The sequence below is a fragment of the Pedobacter sp. PF22-3 genome (genome assembly GCF_026239555.1).
GTDB lineage: Bacteria > Bacteroidota > Bacteroidia > Sphingobacteriales > Sphingobacteriaceae > Pedobacter.
Map to the genome: position 1 here is coordinate 21,427 of NZ_JAPIVP010000012.1, position 16,323 is coordinate 37,749.

Annotated in this window: 10 protein-coding genes; 1 reads left to right on the forward strand and 9 read right to left on the reverse strand. The window is 37.4% G+C overall.

All coding sequences use genetic code 11. From position 1 onward, the window contains the following. Nucleotides 1–155: 155 nt before the first annotated feature. From OQX63_RS15630 to OQX63_RS15655, 6 genes are all read right to left on the reverse strand, one after another. Nucleotides 156–1,214 (reverse strand): cyclic nucleotide-binding domain-containing protein, encoded by a 1,059-nt coding sequence (locus OQX63_RS15630; protein WP_265851760.1) that lies wholly within the window; start codon nt 1,212–1,214, stop codon nt 156–158. A gap of 1,059 nt (nt 1,215–2,273) precedes the next feature. Then, a complete protein-coding gene (locus tag OQX63_RS15635; RefSeq protein ID WP_265851761.1) occupies nt 2,274–3,515 on the reverse strand; it encodes a hypothetical protein in 1,242 nt (413 codons plus the stop codon). Nucleotides 3,516–3,772: 257 nt separating this feature from the next. Then, nucleotides 3,773–4,996 (reverse strand): DUF4998 domain-containing protein, encoded by a 1,224-nt coding sequence (locus OQX63_RS15640; protein WP_265851762.1) that lies wholly within the window; start codon nt 4,994–4,996, stop codon nt 3,773–3,775. A gap of 25 nt (nt 4,997–5,021) precedes the next feature. Next, nucleotides 5,022–6,221 carry a DUF5000 domain-containing lipoprotein gene (locus OQX63_RS15645; RefSeq protein ID WP_265851763.1) on the reverse strand — a complete coding sequence of 400 codons (1,200 nt, stop codon included), beginning with the start codon at nt 6,219–6,221 and terminating at the stop codon, nt 5,022–5,024. 25 nt (nt 6,222–6,246) lie between these two features. Beyond that, a complete protein-coding gene (locus OQX63_RS15650; RefSeq protein ID WP_265851764.1) occupies nt 6,247–8,217 on the reverse strand; it encodes a RagB/SusD family nutrient uptake outer membrane protein in 1,971 nt (656 codons plus the stop codon). Between the two features lie 19 nt (nt 8,218–8,236). Continuing rightward, on the reverse strand, nt 8,237–11,509 hold the full coding sequence (locus OQX63_RS15655) for a SusC/RagA family TonB-linked outer membrane protein (RefSeq protein ID WP_265851765.1): 3,273 nt from the start codon (nt 11,507–11,509) through the stop codon (nt 8,237–8,239). Between the two features lie 838 nt (nt 11,510–12,347). On the opposite strand from OQX63_RS15655, the gene ettA reads away from it, so the two are divergent. Further along, a complete protein-coding gene (ettA, locus tag OQX63_RS15660; protein ID WP_265851766.1) occupies nt 12,348–14,027 on the forward strand; it encodes an energy-dependent translational throttle protein EttA in 1,680 nt (559 codons plus the stop codon). Between the two features lie 224 nt (nt 14,028–14,251). On the opposite strand, the gene OQX63_RS15665 is transcribed toward ettA, so the two are convergent. The 3 genes from OQX63_RS15665 to OQX63_RS15675 form a co-directional block, all read right to left on the reverse strand. After that, the gene (locus tag OQX63_RS15665; RefSeq protein ID WP_265851767.1) at nt 14,252–14,635 is read right to left on the reverse strand and encodes a hypothetical protein; all 384 of its coding nucleotides are present in this window, start codon (nt 14,633–14,635) and stop codon (nt 14,252–14,254) included. Nucleotides 14,636–14,654: 19 nt separating this feature from the next. Then, entirely contained in the window at nt 14,655–15,002 is a 348-nt protein-coding gene (locus OQX63_RS15670; RefSeq protein WP_265851768.1) for a hypothetical protein, read from the reverse strand. Between the two features lie 581 nt (nt 15,003–15,583). After that, entirely contained in the window at nt 15,584–16,318 is a 735-nt protein-coding gene (locus tag OQX63_RS15675; protein WP_265851769.1) for a GDSL-type esterase/lipase family protein, read from the reverse strand. Nucleotides 16,319–16,323: the final 5 nt, after the last annotated feature.

The following is a 16,323-nucleotide window of genomic DNA, read 5'->3' on the forward strand; positions in this document are numbered from 1 at the left end:
GAGATAAAGGCCAAACAGGATTGTTCTTTTTGCATGCCAATAAAAAAAACAGAAAACCTCTTATATAATTACGTGGCATGTACTATTAAAGCAGCTACATCATAAGATCAGGAGCGAACCAAGGGACTTGTATTAAATCTTTTATAAAAGATCAATTATGTACTTTTTTTTAATCGCTCAACTTTTTTTAGAATGATATCATTCCCATCCTTTTCTATGAGACCTTCCTTTGTAAAATCACCAAGGATTCTGCTAAGCGTTTCTGAAGCAATTCCAATTACCTTTGCGAGGTCGTTTCTTGGCAGTGTAAGCCGCGTATTATCTGATACATTACTTTCCTTTTTCGCCAATCTTAAAATCGACCTGGATACTCTTGCCCGTACAGGGGCATGGGCGAGTTCCAATGTCTGATCATCCTTTTCATGCGCCATTCTCGCCAATTTTTTCGCAAAAAAGCTTGTCACTTCAGGATGATCCTGAACCAATTTATTAACCATCGCCAAAGGAATAACCACCACCTGTGCATCATCAATAACCATTGCCGTATTTGATGAATGCGATCCTGAGATAAAATCCTGAAATCCAAAGTATTCGCCAGCGTAATATAATTCAGTAATCAATACATGCCCGGAAGAATCTGCAATAAAAGTTTTTATTTTTCCGGACAGCACATAATAAATCCCTATACAAGGTTCTCCCCTATAGAAGATTATCTGTTTCTTTTTAAAGATCCTCGGCACTAATGTTTCGCGCATGGCATCCAACCAAAAAAGCCCATTATCTATTCCTGTATGGCTTTTCTGCTGAAACTGTTGCTGCAGAAAAAACTCATACCGAAGTCGTCTTTTCCTTAACCGGGCCTCCACTTGATTCAGTAGTTCCGCATCGTCAAAATCATCAGTAAGATATCCATCTGCACCTATTTCCATCAATCTCCTTATCGCGTATTGATCGTCCCCCTTTACAATCATCACAACAGATATGCTAACCGTATCGATAAATTTGTTTACCATGCGCAGTAAACCAAACCCATCGATCCCATTTAAATCCATGCCACAGATAATCAGATCTATTGGTAAGTTCCTGATTAATTCCATCGCCTTTTTCCCATTATCAGTAAACTCAACCAAATATTTACCCATGACCAATATATCAGAAATCTTCGCCCTGAGCTTGGCGTCCTTTAATATAATCAATATCTTAGAGCCTTCCATTCAAATGTAATTTTTTCCTACAGAAAACTATTTGTTCCCTGTTGGATATCTAAGTTTGTTAATTTATTCCTTATCCAGCTGTTACAAAAGAGGGTTACCTAGCCAAAGAATTTAATAGCTTTGGAACTGGGTATAACAGGGATTTTTTTAGTAAAAGCATATAAACCCTATGGCTATCTTCATTATCCCCGACCAAATAATTGATCAGTAAAGCCATCAAACACTGCGCACAATTTGATAGCAATTCCAGGTCAAAAGGCCAAGCACAAAACAAACACCCAATAATCTACTGATAATCAGACGTATTGATTGTGATATTAAAAATCCAGATGCGCTACATTTTTTATTCTTTGGGATCACATTTTTTTTTGATCGCATTTATTTCAAAAGGTTTGCATTGCATTAATATTATTGATTTAGGGTAGACATTATCAAAGGTTGTTAAAATAATAAAAAAACCTATTGATTATTATCAACAAGTTGGTTGAAAAAAATCAACTCGAAATATGAGCATATCACGATTTAACCAAGATAAATCGTTTTATAACCTTATTATATCAATTGAAGTTATTCTAATGTATGGCTTAGTAAAGATTGCATGCATTTTACAATCAGACGTAAATGCATTATATTTCTTTAAAATAAGAATTTAACCTTTACATACATTATAAAAAAGGGTACCATTAAGTTAAGTTTTTCGGAAGAATTCGCAAAGAAACAATTTTTCAAGAAATATAAATATACCCCATCCGGAAGGGAAGGCTCCAAAAATCTGAATTAGACTTTACGGGCCTAAGAAACCTGAAACTATCCGCTCCATATAGAATTGCCGCCTCGAGCCTATGGAAGGGATTTGTCATAATACGGTTAAGGACAAGGCATCTTAATCTTCGTTTAAACGCGATACAAATTAGGTTTACGTGACAACTTTAGGAGAAATTTGCCTTTAAAAATAAAACCCCAAAAGTTAGACTAAACTTTTGGGGTTACTATTATGATATAGCCGATTTTCATTTTGTTACTGAAATTGGCTTATGCCATTGCATCCAAATGTAATGGTTATGGCGTGTAGGTACCACTACTCCATTCCGGCAAGCCATCTTTTCGCATGGCTTCTATGATTAAGCAATTGTATACATAATCCCAACTTGAAGAAACCTCACTATCCTGATTTAAGCCATATGGCCACCAATGTTGTTTATCCCCATTAAGTAGTACGTCTTTACCCGTTATCTTTTTAAGTAAAGTATTTACGGTATTGCCAGTATAAACTCCGTTAACTATTGCCGTACCTGTCCACCAGTCGGTGGTTCCCGTACCTAAAGTGTGATTGAATTCGTGCAGTGTGGTCCGTAATTTTTGATAAGTAGCATTACTTCCGTAACGTACCCAACCCGTATTCGTTGCATCAGCTGTTCCCACGCCTGGCACATAATTTAGTGTCAATTGCTTTGTAGCTGATGTATAATTATTTAAATACCAACATGCACTATCGGCAGCGATTTTTAAACGTGCATAAACATCCATCTCCTCACTGGTAGGATTCGTTGATTTATTAATTGTATAGGTAACGTTTCCTTTAGCTATGGTTTTGAAAGTAATTTCAGTACTATAACTCGCCCCTTTCGAATTGATGGCATAAGCACGGGCATAATAAGTGGTTTTTGGGATAAGGTCTTTTAGGCTTAACCTAAATTTGCCAAGTCCGGCATTATTATGTTTCACTTTACTATTATTGATGGTAGGATTAGGTGAAGAAGCATATACAATACCCCGTTCTGTCACGGCATCGCCACCGTCTGTTAATACTTCAATATCTGCTGCTGCGACCGTTGAACCTATAATGTACATGGGTGAAAAACCAAATGTTGCGCTGGCTATACTGGCAGTGGTTAATTCGATTTCATTACCATAAGCAACACCTGCTTTATTAATAGCAAAAGCTCTTACATAATATTTGGTTGAGGCAGTTAAACCCGTAAGCTGACTGGTAAAAACACCTGCACCATTAATGCTAACAACACCAACCTTTTTGCTATCGATAGTTGGTTTAGGGGAGGTACTCCAGCAAATCCCCTGGTCGGTAACAGCAGAACTTCCCTTATCGGTGATGGTTCCTCCGCCCATTGCATCAGTAGTTGTAATGGAAGTGAATACGGTGGTGGTTAAAGTAGCTACCTGGGCATTAGCTTCGGTTTTTTTTCCCGGTGTTTCAGGCTGGCTTCCACCTTTCTTACATCCGCCAAACATAGCAACAATAAAAAATGCTGCAAGAAGATATTTTTTTGATTGAGACTTCATTAATAGGTATGATTAAAAATTAATAATTGAGATAGCTTTAACAGTAATTGATTATTCTGCTCAGTTTAAATTATTAATGTCAATTGAACAAATTGGAAATTATCCTTAAACGGTATTTGCAAAAGCGAATAATCATTTAGTAACGAAATGATAAAGCGTATCAAGAAAAATTAAATATATTCCTCATAGTTAAGAGAGACATTAACTTAATGATTAAAGTAATTAGCAGACTTCTAATGAAGTCTGCTAATTATATTTTACAGATAAGCTTGTTTAATTAGTTTAACACTGCCAACCTTAATATATTGACCAGAGTTATCTATTGAAACGGCAAAACCTATTGATACAGTAGTTTGCTGTGCAAGCGTGAAATCTAACTTCCCATCTGATATATTTGCAAAAGCTATTGATGCTGAAGTGATATCAGCAACATTTGGAAGCGTGTTTCCGGCAGCAACTGCAATGAATCTTGAGCCGCCACTGTTTTGATCTATTCCACTCAAACGGAAGCTATAAGTACCCGCCGGAAGTGTGATCGTCTGATAAATCAACCCGTTAGTAACCGGTGTGGTAATTCCCCAACCAGCTTCGAAAGACAATACCCCAACACCTCCACGATACTCATAACCACCATAACGATTACTGCTGATGTTTTTCACACCAGAAGTGCTGATCCAATCAGCTAGTGTACCCCATCTTGAACCATCCCAGGTATTTCTATTAAATGGCCCAGTATTTTTAAGATAAGTCGAAGTCAAATCCTGCTCTGCATAGCGTGGTATATAACGATCAGTGAAGCCTGTTTTAAAAGTATCTATACAACTGGTATCAGGGAGAAATAATGTTCTATATTTAATCGTAGAACTGGTTTTAAAATTTTTCAAGATAGTACTAGTAGAATCTATAGGAGTCTTTATAGTAACTGTTTGATTACTGTTGTTTACATATTGTACTTCCGTAGCAAATACTCCTGTTAACCGATCCATTCCAAGCCAATCTATTTTCGTTACTCCATCAGAACTTGTTTGCGCTAAACTTATTCCTCTGTTACTTAAAGATGCTTTGTAACGATCACCATAAGATCTGGCATTAGCATATACGGGAACAGATTTATTACCCACCTTATCGTACGTGTAAATGGTAAAATTCTGTAAACCTTCAGCTACATTCTGTATCGAATATACTAATGTATCAACAGCATTTTTTTTAACTACCGGCAGCACAACTGAATCTTGTCCATTGTTCCAGGTTATTTTACACTTAACCACTTTTGGATCTGCTAAAAACAGGCCTTTTAGCACGACCCTGCTATCTCCAGAAAACATCTTAACAGAATCTAGTTTTCCGGTGTAAGATATCTCACCTCCTTCTACAAACTTCTTAAAATCATTTTGTTTAGTACATGCAGTGTATAACACGGCAACAAGAAGGAGCGCAAAAAAAGCTTTAATCCTGTTATATTTTATGTTGTAATTATTCATATTTATAATTTAATAGGTATAAAATCTATCGAGGGTCTCCATAACATTGTATTTCAGAAATCGACATGAAGGTTGTTCCCTGCCAGTTTTTATTCGTTTTGATACGCAGGTAACGAACTTTCTTGCCACCAGAAGATAAGGTATAGCTAATTCCTGCGTTAGCAAATGCATAATCTTCAGAAGTTTGCACACCATACGGACTTCCAGATGGTTTGGTTGATTTAAATGAGCCTAACATCACCCAATTATTGAAACTACCATCAGACGGTGGATTATCGGAGCCCCAAATCTCAAAATCTTTTAAGTTACCGCCGTAATAATACATCCTTCCTGCATTCAGATATTCTGGATAATTCCATACCACTATACGGCTCATAATAGCAGGCTTACCAATATCAAATGTTACCCATTGAGACGTAACTTTGGTTACATCTGTTAACGAACACCTCGGCCAGTCGATAAAGTTATTATCCCACATGTTTTCAAGTGCCGTTGATGAATAGGCCTGTTTTACATCAGTAGGAAGACTTAAAGGTTTATAAAGAGATTTTGACAACGCTGTTTCATATAAAGGCTTTATTTTGGTATACAGTGTATCACTATAATTCAACCATCTATCACGGATAGTGATGGCGAATTTGTTTTCAAGCGTATCAAAACCGCGGATAGATTGATTAATATCTGCTGCTGCTGTATAGATGTTTTTGCCAATCTGTTGGTATTTTCCATCCTTAAACTGCATCACTTCAATTGATAAATCTGCCTTTGCAGGATTTGTCGTAGTAAAGTTCACACCCGCAAAATCAGGGGTAACCTTTAAATTTCTATACACGGCCCAAATAGGATTTTCCAATGGTTTGATTTTAACAATAACTGGTGCCGACTCTACTTCGCTCCTGTTTACAGAGAAAACCTTAATCTCATGAATAGCAGTATCACCAAACCCCTCAACCAATAAGCTGTTGTTATAGTATGATGACTTAACTTCGGCCTGAACGCCACTTTTTAAACTATACACCGCCTTGATATATAACAGATCTTTATCGTTAGGTAAAGTATAGGTTATTTGTGCATTTGCCGGACCGTTGGTTACCGTAATATTGGAAACCTGCCCCGGAGGCGTCTCATTTTTTTCAAATGGCTCAAGTTCATCTTGCTTACATCCGATAACGGATACTGTTATGCCTAACAATAGCATTAAAAATAATTTACTAATCGTTTTCATATTTTCTGATTAATTAATAACAATATTACCACCCTGGATTTTGAACAAGCTTCGGATTTACCGTTAAATCATACGATTTTATCGGCCATAAATAATCACGTGGAGCTACAAAATTTTGATTTACAACGGTTCTTACGCGATAGTAAGACTGCTCATCGGGTTGATTAACACTCCATGCCGTAATTGGCTGATTAAACATTTCCGCTGCACGCTTCCACCTTAAAATATCCCAAAAACGGCTACCTTCAAACGCCATTTCAATCAAACGTTCTTGTTGAATAATACTTCTCATACCATCCTTAGTAGTGTACTTTGTAGGATTGGTAGAATAACTTGCCCATGAAGTTTCTATGCTTTGTAAACCTGCTCTAGTTCTTATTCTGTTGATGTATTCGTATACTTCAGAAGAAGGACTTGAAAGGCTTTCGTTCTTCGCCTCTGCATACATCAGATATAAATCAGCTAAACGGATTTCAGGCCATGCGTAAGTACGGTACGTCGCACCGCTTCCACTCTGCGTCATGTTCCAATCTACTACCTTTTTAACAAAATAACCTGTTTCATTATACCAGCCAAAGTTGTTTGCGCCGGCCAATTGTGTAGATTTAGCTTCAACAGTAAATGTATTTTCATCAGAAGTTGAAGGGCTATCGTATTTATACCAGGTAGCACCATCAAATGCTAAATCAGCGTAAAACCGCGGCTCCCTATCAAAATTTAATCTGGCTGTGGTATATCCTTCTTTGATATAAAACCGCTCTGCTTTAACTGCCTTTCTAAGTGAATACCGGTTAGAAAAATCCAGTGTTTTATCTTCATTAATTGGCACACCGTTTCTGGTGTAAAACATCTCGGCAATTTTTATTGGTGGTGCCAATTGTTGCCTGGCTACCCCAACAGGAATTGGATCTGTACCTTTCATTAAACGTGGCATCGCAACCTGTTGTAAGAAAACAGCCAAACTATTGGAGTTTGCCCAAACATGTTCAGAATTTTGCGCAACTCTTTCTGTTAAAGCACCTCTGATGGTAAGTTGTAAAGTAGTGGTATCTGATAACTTAAATTGCGATCCTGGGAATTTATATAATTTAAATCCAGCACTTTCAGCTGCTGTAATTGCATCTTTTGCTGCATCAGCTGCCTTTACCCATTTATTGGCATCATATGTTGTATTGAATAATGCAACCCCATCTTTATCTCTAAATCCTGCATAATCACTGTTACCATTAAATAACGGACTTGCAGCGGTAAGCAATAACTTAGCTTTAATAGCAAGGGCTATAGGTCTTGTAATACGCCCCAATTCATTTGTACGATCTGTTATAATAACGGGTAAATTCGGTATTGCTTCATTCAATAAATTACTCACGTAATCTACACATTGATCAAATGGCACACGTTTAATCCTAACTTCTTCCTGTGTGGCATCAAGATTTAAATTTTTGTCTACAATAGGTATCGGCCCGTACATCCGTAAAAGCAAATAATTATAATAAGCCTTTAAAAATTTTACTTCTGCAATCCAGCGTTGTCTTTCATCCAATTTAAGGTCTGAAACTTTAGTAAGATCCTCAACATTTTCGAGGAAAATATTACAGTTTCTGATCCCTCTATATAGACCAGCACCGCCCTGATTTGATCCATTCCACATATCCATTAGCGGGCTATCCGAGTTCTGACCACCTCTAGCTTTACGCCAACCATAAGAAATAAACTCTCGTTCTTCTATATTCGACCAAATTTCATCTCCGGCCATATAACCTGGATTTGAAAGTGGATCACCATCTTTAGGCAAAAAAGCATAACAGGTAAATAAATACTTTTCGGCCTCATTTCTTAAAGTAAATGCATTATCTATGGTAGGTACATTATCTGGCACAATATCCAAATACTTTTTACACGAACCCATACATACAAGTATTAGTACCAAGATCGAAGCAAATTTTAACGAACCGGGTTTCTTTTTACTCTGAAATATCATATTAATATTTTTCATTTTCATTTCATTAGCGACTTTAAAAACTTACACTCACACCTAAATTGTATACCGTTTGAACAGGGTAGCCCAAACCATTGCCGCCCATTTCCACATCCCATAATTTAAATGAACTGAATGCCATCAAATTGCTTGCATTAACATAAAACCTGGTGGCCCTTAAGCCTAACCTTTTTTGTAGTTTATTAGGCAGGTTATATCCAAGCTCCACATTTTTTAGCCTTAAAAATGAGCCATTACGCATCCACCAGGTTGATTTATATTTGCGACCATCAAAATCTTTATCCGTATTATTAGCGATAAAACGCTCACTTAAACGTGGCCAAAATGCATATATATCACGGTTTTCTTCACTCCAGTGGCTATTTGCAATTACATCAAGTAGTCCATTTTGTGAGCCATTATTAAAGACAAATGGAGATATATTTTGAGGATTGATAAAGAATGAAGATCTTGCAGAGCCTTGGAAAAAAGCAGAGATGTCAAAGCCCTTGAATCCGAATGTCCCTCCAAAACCATATATAATTTCCGGCGCTTGCGGCAATCCGATTGGTACAGCATCTGCTTCTGATATAATACCATCACCGTTTACATCTCTATATTTAATATCTCCACCTCCATAGGTATCACCCGGCTTACCACCAAATTGAACTGGTGAGTTTCTGGCTTCGTCATTATCAACAAATAAGCGTTCTGCAATAAACCCCAGCGCTTGTGTGCTTGGTAATCCAACACGAGATCTGTAAGCTTCATTTGCATTATAAGCTGGCTCATCATTAATCAAAATCTTATTGGTTGCATAGGTAAAGTTTCCCCTTAATTGCAGATACATACTATTACCAAAAGATTTATTATAATTGGCTGCAAAGTCTACACCTCTGCTTTCCATTTCATTTGTATTTGCCTTTATTGGCGCCTGGAGTCCCATGGTACTCGGAACATATATCCTATCAGTCAAGATATTTGATCTGTTTTGCTTATATACGTCGAAATTTAGGCTTAAATCATTAAACAGTGTCAAATCCAAACCAAGGTTGAGTTGTTTTGATTTCTCCCAGGTAATTAATGGGTTTGCGTAACGTGATATTGAAATTCCATTTCTATTGTAGAAGTTATTTTCTCCGAATGAAGAACCATAACCAAGATCATTCATATTAACCTGTGAAAGATAAAAGAAACGATCTTCAGGTCTACCAATACCATCATTACCAGTGATACCATAGGTAGCTCTAAATTTAACATTGCTTAATACTTTACTTAATGGTTTGAAAAACTTTTCATTAGAGATCAAATAACCTAAACCAAAAGATGGAAAAAATCCAAACCGGTTATTAGCTGCAAAACGCTCCGATCCATTATAACCAAAGTTAAATTCAGCTAAGTAACGGTTATCATAACCATATGTGGCCCTACCAGATACGCCCTGGTTTCTTGCTGGTAAGGATAATTGCAAGTTACCGGCATTGGCAGATAGATAATTGCGCATGGTGGTAATCAACATCGCGCCAACCGCATGCTTTTCTTTAAACGTGTGATTATAATTTGCAGCTACCTCTGTATAAAAAATAGAATTTAAATTTTTACTTCCTTCAGCATAGTTAAGATACTCAGAACCTGTTAGCCCGTAAGTTGGCGGCGCTCCACTGTTAAGTAAATTTAACGTAATGCCGCCATTTGGATCTGGAACTGAAGAATAGTAAAATGGGTTGTAACTGCGTGCAATATCGAAATAAGAATATCTAATTACATACGACATTAATCGCGCACTTAACCCCGGTATTAACTCTTTAAGATCCTGTTTCAATTCAATCTGGGTTTGCAGTGTTGAAGAGTTATTCTCCTGATATCCTTTCACCATCTCTGCATATGGATTGATGTATAAAGATCCGCTAGGAGAAATGGCATTACCAAATAAGGGGTGTTTGGCGAAAGGCTGGTAACTCGCTGGATAAACGGCCGGAAACATTACCGGATTTGACCAAAGCGCCTGATTAAATATTTTTTGTCCACCATTAATCTTATTTCCGTTCTCGTCATAACCACCAACTGGCCCGGTATAATCATCAAATTGACCATAAACCCTGATAATGGCCTCAGTTGTATTAGTTAAATTGATATTAACTGTTGATCGGACCGAATAATTTTTTAGTTTAATGTTATTATTAAAATTATTCAGATTATCCACCTTTAAAACACCATTATCAATGTTATAAGTTCCTGAAATATAATAGCTGGCCTTACTGCCGCCACCCTGTACATTCAGGTTATAGCGTTGGTTGATGGTATAGTCTTTAATCAGCTCTTTAATCCAGTTATTGTTCGGATAAATAAGCGGATTTTCACCAGCTGCCGTAGCATCAATTTTAGATTGCAGGTATGGTAATATGCCAAGCCTGTTACGTGTTAAGGCAGCCTCGTTGGCTTGCTTCATATAAGTAATATTATCTGCAAATTTGAAATTCCTGGTATTACCGGATACTGAAGTTTCAGCACGGAAAAAATATTTGGTTTCACCGGCCTGTCCAGATTTAGTGATAATCAAAAGAACACCGTTTGCACCCCTCGCCCCATAAACCGCTGAAGCAGTTGCATCCTTTAAAACGTTGAACGATGAGATATCATCAGGTTGTAAACGGGCCATATCATTTTGAGTGGATTCTACACCATCGATCAAAATTAACGGATCCTGCTTTCCTGAACCGAAACTACCTAATCCACGGATAAAGAAAGAAGCATTATCTGCCCCCGGCTCCCCGCTTCTTTGATAAGCGATCATACCTGCAACCCTACCCGCCATCATGGTGGTTAAATTACTGGTTGGCCCTTTCAATTCTTTAGGATTTATAGAGGTAATGGAACTGATCACACTGGTTTTTTTCTGTGTTCCAAAACCAACTACAGCAACATCATTAAGTGTATTGGCATCAGATTTTAATACCACATTAATAACATATGTACCATCACTTCCGCGCTCATAGTCAGCCACATTTTTGGATACTGCTTTGTAACCTACTAAGCTAAAAAGCAATTTACCCGATTTTGCAACCTTAATGGTATAGCGTCCTTGATCATCTGTGGATATACCACGGCTTGATCCAGTAACTTTCACGTTTACCCCAGGCAAACCGCCTACGGTATCCTTCACTACCCCTTTAACGGTCACTTCATTTTGTGCAGAAGCAGTAAAACAAAAGCCCATGAGCATCATTATGCCCCCAAGCAATCGGAATACGCTTCCACGGAAAAATAAACAGCCCGAAATCTGGGCCTTCTTTTTGTAGATTTTTCTCATTGTTTGATTTTAGTTTGAAATTGTTTGTTTATTAGTTTATTCATGAGCGTACCAATCACCATATGGTAAAAACCTTACGATGGCAGATATTCTTACTTTGCAAAACTCAGCTGAAAGCCCTTTCTAGTTAAAAAAAAGCTTGATGATAAATTAGGCAATAATCATCTTTTATAGCGATAACTATAAGCAGAAGTTTAGTTGAATGTTCTTGATAGTCCGGTTTTCTTCATATGTCAATATTATATTTGGTTGTAACAAATTAACCACTAAAATCACTATACGAGTGAGGGGCAATATGGTAATTCTTAGGGGCCAAATTGATAAGAAAGCCTACCAAACACCTAAATTAGACGGTTTTCGCATTTTTAAACGTCAGCATAACGATAATTTTATATTCTCATAAATAGATCATCAAAAATAAAATACCTCCCCTTCGAATTCGAAAATTAGTGAATTATACCTTTGTTGTGGTTTAAATATTTTCCGGCTTTAAAGGCATCGAAATCTAGCAGGATACTAACCAAAATCCTGATAAAAAGAATAAAGGAAGGGAACTAGGCAATAGCCATTTGGAACAGTTTTAGTCAGTTATCTACTTACCTTTAAGAGGCAATAATTCTTAATTTAAAATATTGTACAAAGTATGTCGGCACACCAGCATCAAAAGTTATGATATACTTCATAAACCATTTTGTAATGGGCTCGTTGTTTCTATCTTTGTAACCGGTCTTAGCACTGCCACCTTAGAGACTTGGGTAATTAAAAAAGCAGATTTTTAGCAATAAAAAATACCATTTCAAAGCAAAGTGCATTTAAATATTTAACATAAGAAATTAACATGTCTGACGAGAAAATAATATTTTCAATGGCAGGTGTAAATAAAATTTACCCGCCACAAAAACAGGTTTTAAAAAATATTTACCTTTCTTTCTTTTATGGAGCCAAAATCGGGGTTATTGGTTTAAATGGCTCTGGTAAGTCATCTCTTTTAAAAATTATTGCCGGCCTGGATAAATCTTATCAGGGTGAAGTCGTTTTCTCGCCTGGTTACTCAGTGGGTTATTTAGCACAGGAGCCGATCTTAGATCCAGAAAAAACCGTTCGCGAGGTAGTTGAAGAAGGGGTTGCCGAAGTTACAGCCATTTTAAAAGAGTACGAGGAGGTGAATGAAGCCTTTGGTTTGGAAGAAAACTATTCTGATCCAGACAAAATGGATAAGTTAATGGCCAGACAGGGTGAACTTCAGGATAAAATTGATTCTTTGGGTGCCTGGGAAATTGATTCAAAATTAGAAAGAGCGATGGATGCCTTACGTTGTCCTGATCCTGAAACTAAAATAGGTGTACTATCAGGTGGTGAGCGCCGCCGGGTGGCCATGTGCCGCTTATTGCTTCAACATCCTGATGTATTGTTATTGGATGAGCCTACCAACCACTTGGATGCCGAAAGCATTGATTGGTTAGAACAATTCTTACAAAATTACGAAGGGACTGTTATTGCCGTTACCCACGATAGGTATTTCTTAGATAATGTAGCCGGATGGATTTTAGAGTTAGACCGTGGTGAAGGTATTCCTTGGAAAGGGAACTACAGCAGCTGGTTAGACCAGAAAGCAAAACGTTTATCGCAGGAGGAAAAAACAGAAAGCAAACGCCAGAAAACATTAGAACGTGAGTTAGAATGGGTACGTATGGCGCCGAAAGCACGTCATGCGAAATCTAAAGCTCGTTTAGCCAATTATGATAAATTAGCTTCAGAAGACGGCAGAGAAAGAGAAGATAAATTAGAACTCTTTATACCTGCAGGTCCGCGTTTAGGTAATGTGGTAATCGAAGCCACAAACGTTACCAAAACTTACGGTGATAAAGTATTATTTGATAATTTAAATTTTTCCCTTCCTCCGGCAGGTATTGTGGGAATTATTGGCCCCAACGGAGCAGGTAAAACCACCTTATTCCGTTTAATTACCGGACAGGAAGAAGCAGATGCGGGTACTTTCCGTGTAGGCGAAACGGTTGAGCTGGGTTATGTAGATCAGATGCACAATGATTTAGATGCCGATAAAACCGTATATGAAAATATTACCGATGGTTTAGACAATATACAACTAGGAACCAAAGCGGTTAACGGCCGTGCTTATGTTTCTAAGTTCAACTTTAATGGTGGCGATCAGCAGAAAAAAGTTGGCATTCTATCGGGTGGTGAACGTAACCGTGTACACCTGGCCATTACCTTGAAAAAAGGGGCTAATGTATTGCTACTGGATGAGCCAACCAACGATATCGACGTAAATACTTTACGTGCACTGGAAGAGGCCTTAGAAAATTTTGGTGGTTGTGCCGTAGTGATCAGTCACGACAGGTGGTTCCTGGATAGGATCTGTACACACATCCTTGCTTTTGAAGGTAACTCTGAAGTTTATTTCTTTGAGGGTAATTATTCAGATTATGAAGAAAATCGCAAAAAACGCCTGGGTGATGTTACTCCAAAACGCATCAGATATAAAAAATTAGATTAATAAAAAGTCCCGATAAATCGGGACTTTTTTGTTTGAGATACGTTATTTTGAATTACTTTCTAAAGTTATCGTCATTCCCGCGCAGGCGGGAACCACGAAGTGCTCGGCGAAGCTAATCTTAAAGCCTATTGCATTACGATTATTCATGAGCTTTTACTCTTCAAAGGCATTCATGAGCACTACGTGGTTCCCAATCTAGTTGTGAATGAAGATCTCTCATAAATTTATGCAGGCTGAAAAGGGTTTGGTCTTTGGTTTTCTTTTGCTTTGCGTTTTCCCCTAAAGAAAAAATACAGGTTGATAAACAGCATAATGCCAAGGTAAATGGCAAAACCACCAATTTTAGAACTTAAGGCCTCAATTAAATTACGGTAGTCGTTAGCGCTTATGGTAATCTTCATAATAAGCAGCGCGAAACCAATATTCAATAAGTAGAAACCCGTTTCAAAAAGTTTGTTAGTAGCGCTGGCAATCTCTTCCCTTCCCTTAAAAATATCCATCATATATACCTTACTGTTTTTGAACAGCGTTTTTGAAACATAAAAAGTCAAAAAAAGTGCAACTGGTAAATAAACTGCATAGCCGATTAAAATTTTTGTCGTTTCCATAATTGAAAAGTTTAAATTGTTATTTTATTAATTTATGTATGGTATTGGTAAGCAGGTAAATATTTAAATAATGAAGAACGGAGAGGATGCAGACAATAGTGGCTACTTTTACAGCCATTACCTCTATTAATTGTTGCAGGGAAATAATCGTTTCCCACCCTACCAATGTCATGGCGGCATATCCAATGTTTACCAGGTAATAAGAGACCAACAGTGACTTATTAATCTGTTGACAGAGATCAAGGTGATCGGGAATGAGTTCGAATACGAAGATATTTCCATTGCGGTAACATACCTTCCCTACCACTACGATGATGAATACGATAACCGTTATAAAGATGGCATATCCGAGTATATTGTAGTCCATAACCAATTATTTAACTTTCAGTAAAAATTGAAAATAAAAATTAAAAAAATAAGCCTATTTTAAGGCATTTTATAAATCTTTCTATCTCATTTTCTCTTTCACGATGTAAAGATAAACAAAATTTTATTAAACTTTCAAATATTATTGAAAGTTCATAAAATAAAAACAGCTCACTGTTCTTTTGAATGGATTGCAAGGAAGTCTAGGACCACGAATTGTTGAGCGAAGCTAAATCTATTGAGGTAGATCTCTCCGTTTCGCTGCGCTTCAGTCGAGATGACGACGTTTCTATTTGAATCTAAGATATTTTAGCCTAAGCTTTACAGAAAATACAGAGTATTCCACGTAGTTGTCACCCTGAGGGTTAATTTACTATTAAAAATAAATATGAATGACAGATTTTCTAGCGGATTATAGGCTGCGAGGAATCGTCATTCCCAACTTGATCCGATGGCTATCGGATGGGAATCGTAATGCAAGCGCTTTAAGATTCCCGCCTGCGCGAGATCCGATAGCTATCGGATGACGACCGTACTGATTGGGTATGCCGAAGGTAGCGGAATCGGAGGGCATTTACCGATTTAGTGTCTATTTTTCAAAGCTTTTTTGATTGCCGCATCCGTCACCTCTTCCATTATTTTATAACCCGCCAGGTTAGGGTGAACTCCATCAACCGTCAGTTCGGCACGCTGCCCCTTTCTTTCATCTACCAAAGGCGTCCAGTAATCCAAAATGGTATAATTCCGCGCTTTGGCGTAAGCCTCAATCCTTTCGTTCAAATTAACAATGCTATCTGCTGCTTTAATGCGCTTATTCCATGGATATTCGTAAACTGGCAGATATTTACAAAGTATAACCTTAATACGGTGTAACCTCGCCAGTTCTGCCATAGATTTAATGTTATCCATAATCTTATCTATGGTTACATGGCCCGTATTGCCTGCAATGTCATTACTTCCCGCCAAAACAATCACTACTTTTGGCTTAAGGTTAATCACATCCTGTCGAAAACGGATCAGCAGCTGTGGCGAAATCTGTCCGCTTATTCCCCTATCTACATAAGTATTCTGACTAAAATATTCGGGATCTTTCTGTTTCCAGAATTCGAAAATGGAACTTCCCAGAAACACTACCCTTTTTTCTATTTTGGTTGGTAGCGGTAAAAGTTCATTTTCCTTCTGATACTTTGTTAATGCAGCCCAATCATCGCTAAAATTTTCTTTTTCAGCCTTGGTGTTTAATGAATCTGCTTTCTGATCTTGTGCAAATACAGCACGACCAGAAAGCAATAAAATAAAAAGCAGGATTTTATTCATAAGGT

Bases quoted from the DNA above. Each gene is read 5' to 3' on its own strand.
- OQX63_RS15630 (WP_265851760.1), bottom strand. From the start codon at position 1,214: ATGGAAGGCTCTAAGATATTGATTATATTAAAGGACGCCAAGCTCAGG.
- OQX63_RS15635 (WP_265851761.1), bottom strand. From the start codon at position 3,515: ATGAAGTCTCAATCAAAAAAATATCTTCTTGCAGCATTTTTTATTGTT.
- OQX63_RS15640 (WP_265851762.1), bottom strand. From the start codon at position 4,996: ATGAATAATTACAACATAAAATATAACAGGATTAAAGCTTTTTTTGCG.
- OQX63_RS15645 (WP_265851763.1), bottom strand. From the start codon at position 6,221: ATGAAAACGATTAGTAAATTATTTTTAATGCTATTGTTAGGCATAACA.
- OQX63_RS15650 (WP_265851764.1), bottom strand. From the start codon at position 8,217: ATGAAAAATATTAATATGATATTTCAGAGTAAAAAGAAACCCGGTTCG.
- OQX63_RS15655 (WP_265851765.1), bottom strand. From the start codon at position 11,509: ATGAGAAAAATCTACAAAAAGAAGGCCCAGATTTCGGGCTGTTTATTT.
- ettA (WP_265851766.1), top strand. From the start codon at position 12,348: ATGTCTGACGAGAAAATAATATTTTCAATGGCAGGTGTAAATAAAATT.
- OQX63_RS15665 (WP_265851767.1), bottom strand. From the start codon at position 14,635: ATGGAAACGACAAAAATTTTAATCGGCTATGCAGTTTATTTACCAGTT.
- OQX63_RS15670 (WP_265851768.1), bottom strand. From the start codon at position 15,002: ATGGACTACAATATACTCGGATATGCCATCTTTATAACGGTTATCGTA.
- OQX63_RS15675 (WP_265851769.1), bottom strand. From the start codon at position 16,318: ATGAATAAAATCCTGCTTTTTATTTTATTGCTTTCTGGTCGTGCTGTA.